A 16,825-nucleotide genomic window follows, 5' to 3' on the forward strand; every position below is an offset into this window, starting at 1 on the left:
GAGCGGGTGGAGTAGCCGTTGGTGGCGTGGGGCACCGATTGGTGCAGGCAGTAGAGCACGTGCTGGCGGCGGCTCATCAGCCCGGCATTGGGCTGGCGAGGCGGCAGCGGCCAGCCGCCTTTCAGCCGTGCCATACCGGCCACGAAAGCCTGGAAGTCACGCTTGGGCTTGTCGAATTTCACGCCGCGGGCCTGCAGGCTCTCCAGGGCGCGCAGGGTGTCGGTGAGATTGCCCTGGCGATAGAACCACTGGCTGGCGGTGGCGTAGTCCACCTGGCTGACATCGCGCAGCTTGACCGGCTTTGTCCCAACAGCTGTAGGTGGATTCTGCTCCCTCTTCAACGCTTTCACCATCGGCTCAACATGGGCAAACATCAGCATTGAGCTGTTAGCCTGGGAATATTTCCTATAACTATCCTTGCCCCCCTCTTCTCTTACAGGAGATAGAAGACCCAGCTTTAAAAAAATTGAAGTTAACGCTTCGCGAAACTTAGCCTCATACCTCTCACCGTAGTGAAAAGCACTGACTCCCCACTTATGATTCTCATCAGCAACAAGCTCTCCCTCACCATACTCAATATTATTAACGCCTGGCATTTTTTCTTCTAAGTAGGTATACATTTCTTGAAGAAAACCGTTGGCGCGGCTCACTTGTTCGTCACTAACTTTCTCTATTTTCCTCCCGCCCTCAGAATCTAGATGATTTGTCCAATAAACTTTATTCAACACCACCCTATCGAAACCTAATCCTTTACCAATAGCACTAGCTAATCTATCAACCCCCCTTTTCCATAGCTGCATTTTCTTTTCAGAATACGCATTCACCAATCCTTTCGGCTTCTTTCCCTTTAAGCCTCGGGCATGCTCCGTGGACAGAGTTGCTAACCCAGAACCGCATTGGACTAAATTAAATCTCTCATCAATCAAGTCAATAACGAGAACATCAAAACCATTTCTCTCTACAGCGCTGATGATCGACTTATCCATGTCATACCTGACCATTCTTTTTTGGAATGGTGAGGTGATATTTTCGAGAATCGAACCGTCTACAAATGATGGCGAAGAAATGCTTCCCAAACTACTCCTAGCATAGTACCCAGACAGTTCAACAGAGCTCCCAATCATTGGACTAATAGCATCACGAGACACGCAACTGCCAAAAATTAGCACACTAGGTGAGCCGAGCATTTTACTCGTAATATCAATTGCTTCTGGTTCTTTTTGCTTCGGCGCTGGCAGCTTCAGTGACCTCTGAAGGGCTGTGGCCAAGCTTGCGGCACTCCCAGCCTCAAAGCTCACTACGCCATCAAAATTGGCGGCGTATTCGGCCAAGGGCGCTACGTCAGAGACCACCAGCCGCTTGCCGTAGGCCAGGGCCTCGGCGGCTTTCATGGGCGGCACTAACTCACAAACCGGCAGCTTTTTACGGGGGATCACCACGGCGTCCAGCAGGGCGTAGTAGTCCGCAACGCGCTCATGCGGCACCCGCCCGACCTGAATCAGCCAGGGTGGGGTTTCCTTAAGGCCGGTATCGGCTATGTCGGCAGCTGAGGCACCGCTGTTGTTTTTCAGACTCTCGTATTTGAGAGTAAGAGGCTGGCTATCACCGACCAGCAGCAGCTTGAGCTTTTCGCCACTTTGCACCAGTTCGGTGCAGGCATCGAGCAGTAGATCCAGACCTTCATAGGGGCTGAAGCTGCCGATGTAGCCCACTACCTTTTCGTTATCTGCAATCCCTAGCTTGTTTTTCAGAGAGGTAGGGGCCGGTTTTATTTCTGGCAAAACGCTAACGGCATTCGGCACAATACCAATACGGCTTTTCTCAACACCGCGATTTACTAGCTCTGCCTTCATTGGCGCGTTCAGGGTAAACACGCCTTGGGCCTGTTGGGTGACGAAGGTGTCGCGTTCGGCCTCTTGTTTGAAGGCTGGCTGCTGGCAGTAGCCTGGCTCCCTTGCTTCTCTAGAAAGTTCCCAGAAACCACGCACTTCACTGTAAAACGGCAGGCCTAGCTGTTTGGCTGCTACCCAGGCTGGTAAACCACATATCCAGTTAGACGCTGCCAGTACCGCGCTGGGGCGGTAAATACGGAACAGGGTAACCAAGCGCTTTACGCTGGCAGCCATGTGAGCGGCGTCCCCCTGTGGTACTTCGCCCTTTAGCCAGCGGGTATGAATATAGCGTACGCCTTCAAGCGTTGTTTCTGGTTCAATTTGCATGGGTGCTTGTTGAAGTTCCCATGGGCGGCCTGGGCGTACAAAACATAAGGCTTCCAAGCCGTGATCATTCAGCGCTTTGGCAATACCCTGCGTGCGGATGGCATAACCATTACTGGCATAACTTTGACCATGGCTCACCACATAGGCAATACGCCCTTCAACAGGTTGAGCAATGGGCGTTGATGTTTGACTGGCTAAGCGTTGAGCGTGGTTGAGCAGATCGTCCATAATATTCCGGTGCGTGGTAAATGGAGAATGACTGAGTGACGTGTGAGGGCGTTTACCCTAAAAGCCCTACTGCGTCGATCACACTTTCCTTAGCACGCACCTTTTCTACGTTCTGAATAAAGCCGTTGTGTTTTACCAGCACACACACCACATCTGCCTGGGTGAGCGCTTCTTCCAGGGTGGCTAGGGTAGTGTTTTCACCCTGTAGCTTTTCCGGCAGCTTAGTGATATTGGGTTCTACCACTTGTAAACGGCAGCCAAGAGCGGCTACTTGCTCTGCAATGCCTAGGGCGGGGCTTTCGCGCAAGTCGTCGATATCCGGTTTAAACGCCACCCCCAGGCAGGCTACGGTTAGGTCGCTACGACGTGCTTTGGGGTTTTGCTGGTGGTAAGCCTCTAACGCCTCTTTTACTCGGCCTAATACCCATTGGGGCTTGGCATCGTTAACTTCACGGGCGGCACGCACAATTTTGGCTTGCTCTGGGCAGGCATCTACAATAAACCAGGGATCTACGGCAATGCAGTGACCACCTACACCAGCACCCGGGGTCAAAATATTGACACGCGGATGGCGGTTGGCCAGGGCAATCAGTTCCCACACGTTAATATCTAGCTCATGGCAGATGGTGGAAAGCTCATTAGCAAAAGCGATATTCACATCGCGGAAGCTGTTTTCAGTGAGCTTGGCCATTTCTGCCGTGCGGGCGGTGGTGGCAACACACTCCCCTTCCACGACGATTTGGTAAAGCGCACAGGCGGCTTCGGCACACTTCGGCGTCATGCCGCCAATCACGCGGTCATTTTCTACCAATTCACGAATCACATGGCCGGGCAACACACGCTCAGGGCAGTGAGCAATGCGAATATCCGACGCTTCACCATGGGTTTGTGGGAAAGTGAGATCGGGCCGCGCTTCGGCTAGCCACGCGGCCATTTGTTCTGTTGCGCCAATAGGGCTGGTAGATTCCAATACCACTAAGTTGCCCGCTTTCAGTACTGGGGCAATGGATTTCGCAGCCGCTTCAATGTAGCTGAGATCTGCTTTGTGATTTTGACCGTTTTCATCTGTGTGGAACGGCGTTGGCACCGCCACCATAAAGGCATCCGCCGGTTCAGGCGTGGTGGTTGCACGTAAGTAACCTTCAGTAACGGCGGCATGCACAACCATGTCTAGCTCTGGTTCTACAATATGGATGTCGCCATTGTTGATCGTGTCGACGGCATGTTGGTTAACATCTACACCAATTACCTTTTTCTTACGTGAGGCGAAAACTGCGGCGGTAGGCAAGCCGATATAGCCCAGACCAATCATGGAGATAGTGTCGAATTGCATGTTTCATTCCTTGATAAAATTTATTAGCCACGGACCCTCACGGACGACACGGACAAAACCATAAATACTTTTTAGCTTTTAAGTTTTTAAGTTTTTAGGTTGCTTTTGACCTTGTCCGTGTTTTCCGTGAGCGTCTGTGGCAAAAAAGTTGTCAGCTTATGAGCTTGCTAGCACGTCGCGGATGCGTTGGCAGGCTTTGCCGTCGCCGTAGGGGTTGTGGGCGTAGCTCATCGCTTGGTAGGCGTCTTCATCGTTTAGCAAACGGGTAAGTTCACTGGTGATGGTGTCTACGTTGGTGCCTACTAGCTTAACGGTGCCTGCTTCTACGGCTTCGGGGCGTTCCGTCGTGTCGCGCATTACCAATACGGGCTTACCTAGCGACGGTGCTTCTTCTTGAATACCACCGGAGTCGGTCAAAATGATATGCGCTTGGTTCATCAGGTAAACAAATGGCAGGTAATCTTGTGGTTCAATCAGGTGAACGTTATCTACCTTGGCCAGCAGGCGGTTAACCGGCTCACGCACGTTGGGGTTGAGGTGCACCGGATAGAGAATTTGGGTATCTGGGTGGCGTTCAGCGGTATCTGCCAGTGCTTGACAGATACGCTCAAAACCACCGCCAAAACTTTCACGTCGGTGGCCGGTCACCAGAATCAGCCGCTTGCTTTCATCCAGCATAGGGAAGCGTTTGGCCTGTTCAGCAGCAAGTGACGGGGTCGTTTCTAGCTTATGCGCAACTTCAAGCAGCGCATCAATCACGGTGTTACCGGTTACGTGGATGGTGGTTGGGTCAATGCCTTCATCGAGCAAGTTTTGCTGCGACGTGGACGTGGGTGCGAAATGCACGGCGGCCAGGGCACCGGTTAACTTACGATTGCCCTCTTCAGGCCAAGGGGAGTACAAATTACCGGTCCGCAGCCCTGCTTCTACGTGGCCCACCGTAATTTGCTGGTAGTAACAAGCAAGCGTGGTGGCAAAGGTGGTGGCGGTATCACCGTGAACCAGTACCATATCTGGCTTAAAATCTTCCAGTACTGGTTTTAGCCCTTGCAGAATGCCACAGGTTACATCGTTGAGGTCTTGACCCGGCTTCATGATATTGAGGTCATAGTTTGGGGTCAGTTCGAAAAGTGCCAGTACTTGATCCAGCATTTCGCGGTGTTGAGCAGTAACGCACACCCGAGCTTCAAAGCGTTCATCCGTGGCGAGCTGTAGCGCCAACGGGGCCATTTTGATGGCTTCCGGGCGGGTACCGAATACGGTCAGTACTTTCATTCCTTGCCTTCTTTTCAATCGGTTATCGTTTTAGCTTGCGATGTCACTACCGTGCAGTTTTTGGCAGCGATGTTGCACTATTCCTTGCTTAGCTACCGTACTTAACTGGCATCTTGCAGGTGATATTCCAGCTCTTGGCAGCGGCGGTAGTAATATTCCAGCAGTGCTTGGGTTTCTGCTAGCTGCTTGGCAACAGGGGTATTGTCAACGCTGCGCGGTGCCGTTTTGATGGCCTGGCCTGGATTACCTAACTTTTGTTCACAAATACGAACATTAACATCAAAAAGGCTTTTGCCATATTGGGAAGCGGCATTTTGGTAAAGTTTAATTGCGTTTTGATAGTCGCCCTGGTTAAAAGCGGCATGGGCGCGTTTAACGAGATCTTTTTCCATGGTTGGCTCGTGGTTAAGTTGTAAGATGAAGGTTAGTCAAAATGCATCACCTAGCCTTCCACTCTTAGGCTGTAAGCATTGGGGAGCGTTAGCCATTGACCGGGGCGCTGACGGGTTTCAAGCAGTTTATCCCAGCTTTCTTTCAAACTGGTTTCCTGCGGGTGCTGGTTACCTTCCAGCACCATATCCAGCCGCTGGGTGGGCAGTTGTTGTAGCAATAGGGCTAGTGCTATTTCGCGGCTGTGGCCGGCCTGCGGTAGGTCTTCGCCGACTATTACCAATACCCGGGCGTTATCGGATAGCCATTGATTAAGTCGCTGCAGCGTAGGCGCTACTGCGTAGAACAGCGCGTTTTGCCCATTCGCTTGGCACTCTACCCAGGGGGCATACACTGTATTAACGGCCCTGGCCGTGCCTTTATTGTGTAGACGTTGCTTTAAGGCTTCGCTGGCCGCGTTTTGGTGCTCAATGCTGACAATGGCTTGTGGTAGGTCCGCATGAGAGAGCGTGACTTCGTTCTCTGTTGATTCGCGCTGGCTACTTTGGAGCCTAGGTGCTTGTGAACGGGTGTTGAGCATCCCCTGCGCCAGCAGCTCTGTGGTGTTCGCACTACCCAAAACGACGACAACATCATGCTGGGTGGCGTCGTAGTGCTCTAGCAATGCTACCGCATAGCCGGGAGGCAGCTGAGTACTTACCGGGCGCTGGCCATGCTGTAGGTAGTGCGTTAGTGCGTGTTCATCGCGCTGCTGGCGGGCACTGCGCGTGACATGTTGGCCAAGGGCGTTGGTGGTTTGCTGAATGTAGCTGCGCTGTTCGCCGAACAGGGACTCCAGCTTGCTTTCCAGTTGCCCAAAGCGTTCATGACTTTGTTGTAACGTGGTGAGCTGTTCGCTGAGCTGACTGATGGTGGTATCTTTTTCTTTTAGCGTTTGCTGGGCTTCTGTTAATTGGGCTTGAGACTCTTCGTGCTGCTTTTTGCGATTGGCAAAATAGTTTTTGTATTTTTCGCGCTCTTCTTCACTTGCCTTTAGCTTTTCTTCCAGACTGGCCGCCTGCTCTGCCTTAACTGCCAGTTCATTTTGCAGGCTTTTTAGCTTTTCAGCGCGCTCTTCTGCTTGCTGCTTGCGGCCTACAAACCAGCCGTGGGTTTCTTCAAATTTATGCTGCAGTTCTTTATGGGCTGTTTTTTCCGCCTGACGCTGCTCTTCTACTTGTTTTAGCTTGCTTTCAGTAGCCGCCAGCGTTTGCTGCGTATTGGCCTGTTGCTGTTGGGCCTGTTCCAGCTGCTTTGCCGTTTCACTCTGTGTTTGCTGATGCTGTTGGCTTGCTTTCTGCGCTTGGTTTAGCTGTTTTTTCAGCGTTTCGTTGTCTTCTTTCAGTTGCTGACACTGGGCGTGAACTTCAGCCAGCTGGTTCGCTTTCTCTTTCAGCTGCGCTTGTGCTTGCTGCGCCGTTTCTTCCGCCTTTTGCTGGTGTTTTTTGCTTTGCTGTTGGCTAGCTTCTAGCTGTTGCTGGCGTTCTTGCAGCTGCTGTTTCAGAGCTGCTGTTTCTTCTTGCAGGCTTAGCAGCTGATCTTTCAGGGGATGACGAGTGAGTTGCCAATGCGGCCAGTCTGGGTCTTGCTGATCGACGTCTGTGATATCGAATCCTGCTTCTGCCAGTTGTTGCAGAATGTCTTTTGCCGCAATGCTGCCCTGATAATAGGGTTCTGGGTTGGCATATAGGTGCAATTGCTGAAACTGGTTGAGCTGGCCTGTTTCAATCAGCTCGTTGAGGATGGCCCCCTCTTCCCCCGGTGTTTGCAGCACCAGCTGGGCCCGTTCCCCTTGGGCTGGCCCGTAGTCGGCTAGCAGCTGGGTTGGGGTAAGGGTGGCCACACTGTGCGTTGCTGTGGTTTTCAACCCTGGGAAAAGGCGCTTAAGCCCTGTGGCTGGGCGCAGGCTATTCGCTTCGGGCAGGTTATATTCATACAGCTGAGTGTTGGCCGAGCTTGGCGTGACAGCGGCTTCCACAATGGTAAGAGTGGCGTCACCTGCTGCTTTGTGACGCAGCTGATGTGCCAACATAGGGTTTGGTTCTACCAGTACAATGCGCGTGGCACCACTTTTTCGCCACTGGGGGAGTTCACTTGCTTGGCCAGCCCCTATATGAAGAATCATCGACATGATGTTGGTTTACCCCTTTTCAACCGGTTGCTGTATTGGCGCGGGTAGCGAGGCCAAGGCACCCGGCCGGGTGGCTCTGTTTTCCTTCTGGCCATAACGGATATAGTGAACCAGGGGGTTCAGGCCACTATCTGTTACATCTTGGTAGTAAAGCAGGTACCAACTAGTATCAAATACTTCGCTGGGATTACGACCTTCGTACGCACCCATCGTGAGGTAGTGTTCGATGGGGTCTATGCCAGCTTCCGCAATATCGGGATAGGCCTGCAGGTACCATTCCACATCAAACAGGCCAGAGTGAGCCACCTGTTTTTTTTGCTGCTGAAGCTGTTCAGCACGCACCTTTTTATTCTTTTTGCCATGGCTATTAAGCGGGCTGACCAGCTTCCAGCGGGGGCTTTTGGTAATACTGTTAAGCTCTTTGCTTAGCTCATAAATACGCCGGTTGGCTGACGCTAGGGCCAAGGCGCCTTCTCGTTCGGCAAGCTGGTATTTGTGCTCCCAGTCTGACTGGTGCTTTTTGGCCGCTGCCAGCTGGTTTTTGACTTCTGACATATTACCGTTCAAGGCTTTGTTACTGCGCTCTAGGCCTTCCATTATTTCTCGCAGCTTGGCGAGGCGGCGTTGTAACAGCTGATTCTCTTTCTGGCTGGCATGATGTGCGTTAACGCTGTGCTGGTGCTGGTGTTCGCTGTATTTAAGCTGGGATTCTCTTCTGGCAAGTTCTTTTTCTTGCTCTTTCACTTGTAGGAACTTGGCCTCGAATGCTTCCTGCACTAGGTGCAGTTGCTGTAGAAGTAGCTGGTTTTCGTGTTCTACAGTTGAAAGGCTGGCTTCTGCTTCCTGCTGTGCTTCTCTATGCTGGCCTTCCAGGGCTAATTTTTCAGCTTTCGTTTGTGCATGGGCAGCTTGCTCTTTTTGCAGCATTGCCTTTTGCTTTTCAGCAGCTTCACACTGTTTTAGAAGCTCCGTTTTTTGGGCCTGTAGATCTGTGAGCTGTTTTGCTTGGTCTTCATGGGTAGCGTTTAACGCCGTTAGCTGATGCGCTAGGGTAGATTTTTCAGCGTTAATCTTGGTAAGCGCCAGCTGCTCTTTTTTTAGTGCGCTTTGGAGCTTTTCTCGCTCTGCGTTAACTTCTTTGATGATGGATTGGTCTTTTTGCTGAGCTTGCTTGAGAGCTGCATGCGCTATCTCAAGTTTCTGATGTGCTTTTTGATATGTTTCTAACTGGCGTTGCAGGTTTACCTTTTCGGAGGCAGCTTCTTTACCTGCCGTTATGTAGCGCTCCAGTTCTTCTTGCACTAGATGCAGCTGCTCTAGCAACAGTTGATGCTCTTCACTGGCATTATTGAGTACGATTTCCTGCGCTTTTTTTGCCGCCTGAAGCGTGGTGTGTTCTTTTTCTAGCGTAGCGTTTGATGCTTTGAGTGCCGCGTGATCGGCCTGTTCTTTTTCCAGTTGGCGCTGAAGCGCTTCACGTTCGGCTTGAACATTATTGATAGCCGTTTGGTCTTTTTGCTGTGTTTGCAGCAGGTTAGTATGCTGCGTTTCCAACGCTTGGTACTCTTTTTTCAGTGCTTTATGCGCTTGTGCTAGCACTTGGCTGCTTTCACACTGCTGGAAAAGTGCCGTTAGTTCTGAATAAAGGTGATCAATTTCTTGTATTGGTGGAGTTGCTGGCTCACCAATGGGCAAGGTGCACGCTTCCAGCTGCGCCAGTAACAGTGGCAGTTCCTGGCTTTGATGACCCGCCAGGGTCGCCAGCATCCAATAGTAAGGGTTGGCTTCTGCTGGCGGGTATTGGCTATCTGACTGTTGGCCTTCAGGCAATTCAATCTGCTGCTGCCAGTGGTTCTCCAACGTGATGGCACTTTGTGACAGGTGTTGGCGGGCAGCATCGATATTGATGAGCACCACTTGCTTTCGGTTAGCCTTGAAGCACTCTATCATCGCCTTGGTGTGAGCTACCCATTGTGTCAGCACTTCTGTGGGTGCAGCTCCCTGCTCCATGGCGCTTACCAGCGCTTGTTGGGGGCTGGCGTACGCTAACAGTAACTTTCCTTCTGCAGGCATTTCGCTTATTGGGTCAACGCTATGTTGCTTTGACTCATTCGACGTTGGGGTTACACAACCTAAGGCTTCCAGCAAAGGTGCCAGGCATTGCCAGTTGCTATAGGGGGTTGTGCCGAAAGTCACTGTCATTCAAGAAAGCTCCGTTTTTCACTTATCACGACGTAAAGAGAGTGGTTCAGACAAATGTTCTGGCATCTTTGAAGCGTGCACCTAGGGCATCCTTTTCTGAGACCCCAGGCTGTTTGTTGTCCACCAGCGGCCAGTCTATTGCTAACGTGGGGTCATCCCAGCGAATACAGTATTCATCGCCTGGGTTGTAATAATCGGTACATTTGTACTGGAACTCAGCTTCTTCACTGGTCACGTAGAAGGCGTGGGCAAAGCCTGGTGGCACCCAGAGTAATTGCTTGTTCTCTGCGCTCAGCATTGCGCCTACCCATTGGCCAAAGGTGGGGCTGCTTTTGCGTAAGTCTACCGCTACATCAAACACTTCCCCCCGGGTCACACGGACTAGCTTGCCTTGGGGCTTTTCAAGCTGGTAATGCAAGCCGCGTAAAATGCCATGGCTGGAAAGGCTGTGGTTATCCTGAACGAAGGTATGGTTGCCGCAGTGCTGTTCAAATTCAGATTGGCGGAAGGTTTCCATGAAGAAGCCGCGTTCATCGCCGAACACTTGAGGGGTGAGCAAGACCACTTCTGGTATAGCGAGTTTTTCGTATTGCATAGCGGGTAGACCACCTAAATTAGCTGCGTTTTAATTGGCCACGGACACTCACGGAAAACACGGACAAGGTCAAAAGCAACAACCAATAAAGTCAAAAACCAATAAAGAGTTTAAGTTTTTGTCCGTGCCGTCCGTGAGGGTCCGTGGCTAGATATTATCGCTTGGTTGTCAAAAGGCGTTGTAGGTACTGGCCGTATTGGGTTTTCGAGAGCGGTTTTGCCAACGTTGCAAGGTGTTCATCGCTTACCCAGCCTTGCTGCCAAGCAATCTCTTCTAGGCAGGCAATTTTAAGGCCTTGACGGTGTTCGATAGTTTGCACGTATTGGCTGGCATCTAGCAGGCTGTCGTGGGTGCCGGTGTCTAGCCAGGCAAAGCCACGGCCTAGGCGTTCTACGCGTAGGTCGCCACGTTCAAGGTAAGCGTTATTAACGCTGGTAATTTCCAGCTCGCCGCGCTCGGATGGTTTTACGCTTTTGGCAATTTCCACAACGTCGTTGTCGTAGAAATAAAGACCCGTGACGGCGTGCGCTGACTTCGGTTTAGCGGGCTTCTCTTCAATGGAGATCGCTTTGCCATCTTCACAGAACTCCACCACGCCAAAGCGTTCAGGGTCTTTTACCAGGTAACCAAATACGGTGGCACCGCTGGGCTGTTTGTCAGCACGTTTTAGCTGCTCAGAAAAGTGCTGACCGTGGAAGATGTTATCGCCCAGCACTAAGCACACGGGGCTGTCGCCAATAAACTCTTCCCCAATAATAAAGGCTTGGGCTAGGCCATCGGGGCTTGGCTGTTCGGCATATTGCAGGTTGATGCCAAAGTCTTCCCCGCTACCCAGTAGGTTTTGATATTGGGGTAAGTCTTCAGGGGTAGAGATAATGAGAATATCGCGGATACCCGCCAGCATCAGCACTGAAACGGGGTAGTAAATCATTGGCTTGTCGTACACCGGTAATAGCTGTTTTGACACGCCACGGGTGATGGGGTGCAGGCGAGTGCCTGAACCACCGGCGAGAATGATGCCCTTTCTCTGTGTTGATTGGCTCATACTGGCCCCCTTGCTGTGTTACAGAATATAAGTTTAGCCACGGCCCTTTGCGGAAAGCACGGACAAAACCTGTTTTGCCACGGACACTCACGGAAAACACGGACAAGGTCAAAAGCAACAACCCAATAACAAATAAAGGGTTTTGTCCGTGTCGCCGGTGGCGAATAACGTTTTTTTTAATTACTGAGATGTTCTTTCAGTGTCAGAGCTAATTGGCTTTGCCAGGTGGGCATGGTGATGCTTAGTGCGCTTTCTAATTTGCCTAGCGCCATGCGTGAGTTCAACGGGCGTTGGGCGGGCGTTGGGTATTCTGCCGTGGGGATGCCAGCGGTGCTTTCGGGGGTAATCGCGAGGGTTTCCCCTGCTTCACGGGCTTGGTTGAAAATTTCGCTGGCGAAGCCGTGCCAGCTGGTTTCTCCGCGTGGAGCAAGATGATAAACCCCTGACGGTATATTGATGGTCAGTGGTGAGCCTTGCGTGGTGAATGCCAGCGCAGTGACTTGAGCGATTAGCCGTGCTGGCGTAGGCGCGCCGATTTGATCATTAACGATGCTCAATGCATCCCGTTCACGGCCCAGGCGTAACATAGTTTTCATAAAGTTGTTGCCACGGGCGGCGTATACCCAGCTGGTGCGAAAAATCAGGTGGCTGGCACCGCTGTTAACCACCACTTCATCCCCTTCTAGCTTGGTTTGGCCGTATACGCTTAACGGGCCAGTGGGGCTGTCTTCTTGCCAGGGGGGTTCGCCGTTGCCTGGGTAAACGTAGTCCGTTGAGTAGTGCACCAGGGGAATGCCCTGCTTCGCTGCATATTCCGCTAATTGCGCGGGTAGCTCGGCATTTAGGCGTTTAGCCTGCTGTGGCTCGCTTTCGGCTTTATCCACTGCTGTATAGGCCGCTGCATTGAGGATTAAGCCAGGCTGGTGTTTGGCAAGGTAAGCCTCTACTGCATCGGCGTTGGTTAAATCGAGCTCTTGGCGGGTCGGGGCCAGGATAGTGCCGAACGGGGCAAATTGGCGCTGGAGTTCAAAGCCAACCTGGCCGTTACCGCCGGTGATGAAGATATTCATGAAATACTACCTAGTCGTTGACCTTGGTAGCTACCGTCTTGCACACGTTTCCACCAGGTTTCGTTGGCGAGGTACCACTGCACGGTTTTGCGTAGGCCGGTTTCGAAGGTTTCTTCTGGCGCCCAGCCGAGTTCTCGTTCAATTTTGCTGGCATCAATGGCGTAGCGTACGTCGTGGCCGGGGCGGTCGGTCACGAAGGTGATGAGCTCACGGTACGACTGCTCTTGTGGCACTAGTTCTTGAAGCAGGTCGCACAGTGTTTCAACAACGGTAAGGTTGGCTTTTTCGTTATGCCCACCGATGTTATAGGTTTCGCCGATTTCGCCTTCTGTGGCCACTTTGATTAAGGCGCGGGCGTGGTCTTCTACATATAGCCAATCGCGGATTTGCTGGCCATTGCCGTATACCGGTAGCGGCTTGCCTGCTAGGGCATTGAGGATCATCAGCGGGATCAGTTTTTCTGGGAAATGGTATGGCCCGTAGTTGTTGGAGCAGTTGGTTACCAGTGTGGGCAGGCCGTAGGTGCGCTGCCATGCGCGCACGAGATGATCAGAACTGGCTTTACTGGCCGAGTATGGTGAACTGGGCGCATAAGGCGTGGTTTCGGTAAAGAGGTCGTCAGTGCCTTCCAAATCGCCATACACTTCATCTGTACTGATGTGATGAAAGCGAAAGGCCTCTGCCTTGGCTGCATCTTGCTGCTGTAGGGTTTTCCAGTACGCGCGGGCGGCTTCAAGCAATACGGCCGTGCCAACCACGTTAGTTTGAATAAACTCAGCGGGGCCGTCGATGGAGCGGTCTACGTGGCTCTCTGCGGCTAGGTGCATCACTACATCGGGCTGGTGCTGTTCAAACAGCTGCTGCATGGCCGGGGCGTCGCAAATATCTGCCTGCACAAAGGTGTAGCGTTCGCTGTCTTCCACGCTTGTCAGTGATTCCAAGTTGCCAGCGTAAGTCAGCTTATCGAGATTAATCACCCGGTGCTGGGTGTTATTGATCAATTCACGCACGACCGCTGAGCCAATAAAGCCGGCACCGCCGGTAACAAGAAACGTTTTAGACATCCGTATTTCCCTTACTATTTTTGCTGATCTGGTATGGTTGGCGGCCCGTCTTGTTGAGCTGCTTGTAATGCTTGGAAATGCTTACGGGCTTGTTCCGCTACTTTACGGCGCTGAACCACATCTTTCTCAATCAGGTGCAGTAGCTTAGGCAGAAACTTTTGTTCTCTTGCTGTTGCTAGGTTTTCCCTCGCAATTTTCAGCTTGTGCCTGCACTCTTTAAGGTGTTGCTGCGCGCCAGGTATGTCTGTTGGCAGCTCCTGTGCACTGGCTGCTTTTTTGCTGGCTCTTTTTGCTGCAGCGGGGTCAGTGCCTTTATTGACACGGGCGGCTTTTTTGGCATCGACATCTTTGTGGTAGTCACTAATCGCGGCTTCAACACTGTCGTACCAGAAGGCCTCGCCATCTTTAATGTAAACACCTGCCTGACAAAGGTCTTTTAAGATGCCTTCAGAGTGCGACACCATAATGATTGAGGCTTGCCCCACTTTAGATTCAAACAGCGCTTTGGCTTTTTCTTTAAAGGCGCGGTCGCCGACGGCGGTTGCTTCATCAGAAATATAGACGTCAAAATCAAACGAGAGTGAGAGGCCAAAGGAAATGCGCGATCTCATGCCAGAAGAGTAGGTGCGAATAGGCTCGTCAAAGGCATCACCTATTTCAGCGAAGTCTTCTACAAAGGCAATCACACGTTTTACTTCGTCGGGCCGACAGCCTTGTGCGCGGGCTACGAATTTTACGTTTTGCCGACCGGTCATATTGCCTTGCATGCCACCTGATAACCCCACTGGCCATGAAACGCGGCTATGGCGTATGACTTCACCGCGTTCTGGGGTGTCCATACCGGCAATCAGGCGCAGTAGTGTGGATTTACCTGCACCATTGGGGCCAATCAACCCGACGCTTACCCCTTGTGGAATGGTCAGGTTGATGTTTTTCAGCACCCAGTCACTGCCGTGGTGGTTGTGGTAGCGCTTGTAGAGATTTTTAACTTCTATCATGTGATTTGCTTTTAGACGTGCTGAGTGGGGAAATTAGTCACTGCCGAACAAATCGCGGGTATACACTTTTTCTGCTACGTCTGCTAATTCGCTGGCCATGCGATTGCTTAAAATTAAGTCGGCTTCCTGCTTGAACGCGTCTAACTCTTTAATCACCCGGGAATTGTAGAAATGATTTTCCTCTAGGGCTGGTTCATAAACAATAACGTCAACGCCTTTTGCTTTAAGGCGCTTCATAACGCCTTGCATGGCGCTGGCGCGAAAGTTATCAGAACCTGTTTTCATAATTAGCCGGTACACACCAACCAAACGTGGGTTGCGCTTTAGCACCGCTTCGGCAATGAAGTCTTTGCGGGTGCGGTTGGCATCCACAATGGCTTGGATCATGTTGCTGGGTACGTCTTGGTAGTTGGCGAGTAGCTGCTTGGTGTCTTTGGGCAGGCAGTAGCCACCATAGCCAAAACTGGGGTTGTTGTAGTGCTTGCCAATGCGTGGGTCTAACCCTACCCCTTCAATGATTTGCCGCGTGTCTAGGCTGTGGGTTTCGGCATAGGTGTCTAGCTCATTGAAATACGCGACACGCATGGCTAAGTAGGTGTTCGCAAACAGCTTGATGGCTTCAGCTTCGGTGCTGTTGGTTAGCAGAATAGGCGCATTTTTTTTGACCGCCCCTTGCGTTAACAGGTTGGCGAATTGCGCTGCTCGCTCGGAACGCTCACCGACAATAATTCGTGAAGGATAGAGGTTGTCGTAAAGCGCTTTGCCTTCACGAAGAAATTCGGGTGAGAAAATTAGGTTCTCTGTCTTGAATTTTTTGCTGGCGCTCGCTGTATAGCCCACCGGCACGGTCGATTTGATTACCATGACCGCGTGGGGGTTTAAGTTGATCACTTGCTTTATGACGGCTTCCACGCTTTGAGTATTAAACGTGTTGGTGCTGGGGTCGTAGTCGGTGGGTGTGGCAATGATGACTATATCGGCATTGGCGTAGGCGTGTTCAGCGTTAGTAGTAGCCGTGAAGTGAAGGTCATCACGCTGAAGAAACTGGCTGATCTCGGTGTCTTCAATAGGTGATTGTTTTAGGTTTAGCTGATCTACTTTTTCTTTAACGATATCTACCGCAGTCACGCTGTTGTGCTGAGCCAGCAGCATGGCGTTTGAAAGGCCTACGTACCCTGTTCCTGCTACCGCAATGTTTTTCATAGGATCTCAAGCATTAACGTTGTGTGACTGATCTTGGGCGGCTGCGCCGCCATTGCTGTACCACCCAGGGTTTTGTAGCGCGTGGTCAGCGAAGCGCACCCATAACCGTTTGATGCACAACTTTTGTAGCGCAGCGTAAGCGTTAGCGCACCCGCGGGTGCAGGGAAAACGCATGAAAACTTTCATACCGCGAGAACGGTTGCCAAGTAGCTTTCATCCAGCGCCGCTTTCTTCTGTTTACGCCGGATACCACCTTTAAAAGATTTTTCCCCTTTTAGATAATTCAGCGCGATATGGCGCACTCTCGCGAGGTTTTCTGCCGCCTGACCACGGTGGATTTTGCAGGCATCTTCACGAAGCGCTACATCCAGGGACCAGTGCAGTTTATTCTCGACGAACCAATGCTGGCGGGCCGCTTCAGCGAGCTTTTTGGCACTTAAATCAGCGGAACTGATGTAGTAACGAATCGTGGGCACGGCAGGCACCTGGCCCTCTTCCTGACGGAAAGACATGACGACACCGACCGTCTTTAATCTAGGCCACTCGTAGCTAAGCTCCTGAAATTCCGGCGTGAATTCACTGACGATGTGATAGCGGGTTTCTTGACGTCCCCGGCTTTTCTCATCCGTGACATAGGCATCACCGTCAAAGTTGACCACCCGAGGCATGGGGAATGCGGTTTCAAAGGCATCGACAAGCTTGGGCTGATTATCCTTGACCGAAAGCAGGTAATCCGCGCCTTTCTGGAGAATGCTCGTCGCAATTTTTTTCTGACATCCCATCGCATCAATGGTCACCAGACACCCTTGCAGATTCAGGAGCTTGAGCAGCTCAGGAATCGCCGTTATCTCATTGGACTTTTCCGCTGTCTTGACCTGACCCAGCACCACCCCATTCGCCGCGCTGAAGGCACTGACCATATGAATGGCACCTTTGCCCTTGCCGCGACAATACGAGCCGCGCAGCGTCTTGCCATCAATGGCCACCACCGCGCCATCAGTGACGTCATGGCAGGCTTTCATCCACTCGGCAA

The 16,825-nt window shown here is 51.7% G+C and carries 13 protein-coding genes; all 13 read right to left on the bottom strand.

Translation table 11 applies throughout. The features are described 5' to 3' along the window. Positions 1 to 2,447, bottom strand: a 2,447-nt coding sequence (locus INT22_RS07835) for a DUF6270 domain-containing protein (protein ID WP_193068003.1), incomplete at its 3' end; no start/stop codon positions are given. A gap of 52 nt (positions 2,448 to 2,499) precedes the next feature. Next, entirely contained in the window at positions 2,500 to 3,780 is a 1,281-nt protein-coding gene (wecC, locus tag INT22_RS07840; RefSeq protein WP_193068004.1) for a UDP-N-acetyl-D-mannosamine dehydrogenase, read from the bottom strand. Between the two features lie 156 nt (positions 3,781 to 3,936). Further along, positions 3,937 to 5,055, bottom strand: coding sequence for a non-hydrolyzing UDP-N-acetylglucosamine 2-epimerase (wecB, locus tag INT22_RS07845; protein ID WP_193068005.1), 1,119 nt, complete (start codon positions 5,053 to 5,055; stop codon positions 3,937 to 3,939). A 101-nt stretch (positions 5,056 to 5,156) separates the two neighbouring features. Next, positions 5,157 to 5,447 (bottom strand): hypothetical protein, encoded by a 291-nt coding sequence (locus INT22_RS07850; RefSeq protein WP_193068006.1) that lies wholly within the window; start codon positions 5,445 to 5,447, stop codon positions 5,157 to 5,159. 50 nt (positions 5,448 to 5,497) lie between these two features. Then, on the bottom strand, positions 5,498 to 7,615 hold the full coding sequence (locus INT22_RS07855; RefSeq protein ID WP_193068007.1) for a hypothetical protein: 2,118 nt from the start codon (positions 7,613 to 7,615) through the stop codon (positions 5,498 to 5,500). Positions 7,616 to 7,624: 9 nt separating this feature from the next. Further along, a complete protein-coding gene (locus INT22_RS07860) occupies positions 7,625 to 9,817 on the bottom strand; it encodes a hypothetical protein (protein WP_193068008.1) in 2,193 nt (730 codons plus the stop codon). A gap of 46 nt (positions 9,818 to 9,863) precedes the next feature. Then, a complete protein-coding gene (gene rfbC, locus INT22_RS07865) occupies positions 9,864 to 10,412 on the bottom strand; it encodes a dTDP-4-dehydrorhamnose 3,5-epimerase (protein ID WP_062374981.1) in 549 nt (182 codons plus the stop codon). 154 nt (positions 10,413 to 10,566) lie between these two features. Beyond that, a complete protein-coding gene (gene rfbA / locus INT22_RS07870; protein ID WP_193068009.1) occupies positions 10,567 to 11,457 on the bottom strand; it encodes a glucose-1-phosphate thymidylyltransferase RfbA in 891 nt (296 codons plus the stop codon). A gap of 176 nt (positions 11,458 to 11,633) precedes the next feature. Continuing rightward, complete coding sequence (rfbD, locus tag INT22_RS07875; RefSeq protein WP_193068010.1) at positions 11,634 to 12,527, bottom strand: dTDP-4-dehydrorhamnose reductase; 894 nt, start codon at positions 12,525 to 12,527, stop codon at positions 11,634 to 11,636. Next, positions 12,524 to 13,591 carry a dTDP-glucose 4,6-dehydratase gene (gene rfbB / locus INT22_RS07880; RefSeq protein WP_193068011.1) on the bottom strand — a complete coding sequence of 356 codons (1,068 nt, stop codon included), beginning with the start codon at positions 13,589 to 13,591 and terminating at the stop codon, positions 12,524 to 12,526. Before rfbB ends, rfbD begins: the two co-directional genes overlap by 4 nt. 14 nt (positions 13,592 to 13,605) lie before the next feature. Beyond that, a complete protein-coding gene (locus INT22_RS07885) occupies positions 13,606 to 14,589 on the bottom strand; it encodes an ABC transporter ATP-binding protein (protein WP_193068012.1) in 984 nt (327 codons plus the stop codon). A gap of 33 nt (positions 14,590 to 14,622) precedes the next feature. Next, positions 14,623 to 15,792, bottom strand: coding sequence for a nucleotide sugar dehydrogenase (locus tag INT22_RS07890; RefSeq protein WP_193068013.1), 1,170 nt, complete (start codon positions 15,790 to 15,792; stop codon positions 14,623 to 14,625). 182 nt (positions 15,793 to 15,974) lie between these two features. Next, a partial coding sequence (locus INT22_RS07895) for an ISAs1 family transposase (protein WP_226912509.1) occupies positions 15,975 to 16,825 on the bottom strand: 851 nt, incomplete at its 5' end.

The organism is Halomonas sp. 3D7M, assembly GCF_014897885.1.
Classification (GTDB): Bacteria; Pseudomonadota; Gammaproteobacteria; order Pseudomonadales; family Halomonadaceae; genus Vreelandella.

Excerpts from the sequence above, each read along its gene's own strand:
- wecC (WP_193068004.1), bottom strand. The coding sequence starts at position 3,780 with ATGCAATTCGACACTATCTCCATGATTGGTCTGGGCTATATCGGCTTG.
- wecB (WP_193068005.1), bottom strand. The coding sequence starts at position 5,055 with ATGAAAGTACTGACCGTATTCGGTACCCGCCCGGAAGCCATCAAAATG.
- INT22_RS07850 (WP_193068006.1), bottom strand. The coding sequence starts at position 5,447 with ATGGAAAAAGATCTCGTTAAACGCGCCCATGCCGCTTTTAACCAGGGC.
- INT22_RS07855 (WP_193068007.1), bottom strand. The coding sequence starts at position 7,615 with ATGTCGATGATTCTTCATATAGGGGCTGGCCAAGCAAGTGAACTCCCC.
- INT22_RS07860 (WP_193068008.1), bottom strand. The coding sequence starts at position 9,817 with ATGACAGTGACTTTCGGCACAACCCCCTATAGCAACTGGCAATGCCTG.
- rfbC (WP_062374981.1), bottom strand. The coding sequence starts at position 10,412 with ATGCAATACGAAAAACTCGCTATACCAGAAGTGGTCTTGCTCACCCCT.
- rfbA (WP_193068009.1), bottom strand. The coding sequence starts at position 11,457 with ATGAGCCAATCAACACAGAGAAAGGGCATCATTCTCGCCGGTGGTTCA.
- rfbD (WP_193068010.1), bottom strand. The coding sequence starts at position 12,527 with ATGAATATCTTCATCACCGGCGGTAACGGCCAGGTTGGCTTTGAACTC.
- rfbB (WP_193068011.1), bottom strand. The coding sequence starts at position 13,591 with ATGTCTAAAACGTTTCTTGTTACCGGCGGTGCCGGCTTTATTGGCTCA.
- INT22_RS07885 (WP_193068012.1), bottom strand. The coding sequence starts at position 14,589 with ATGATAGAAGTTAAAAATCTCTACAAGCGCTACCACAACCACCACGGC.
- INT22_RS07890 (WP_193068013.1), bottom strand. The coding sequence starts at position 15,792 with ATGAAAAACATTGCGGTAGCAGGAACAGGGTACGTAGGCCTTTCAAAC.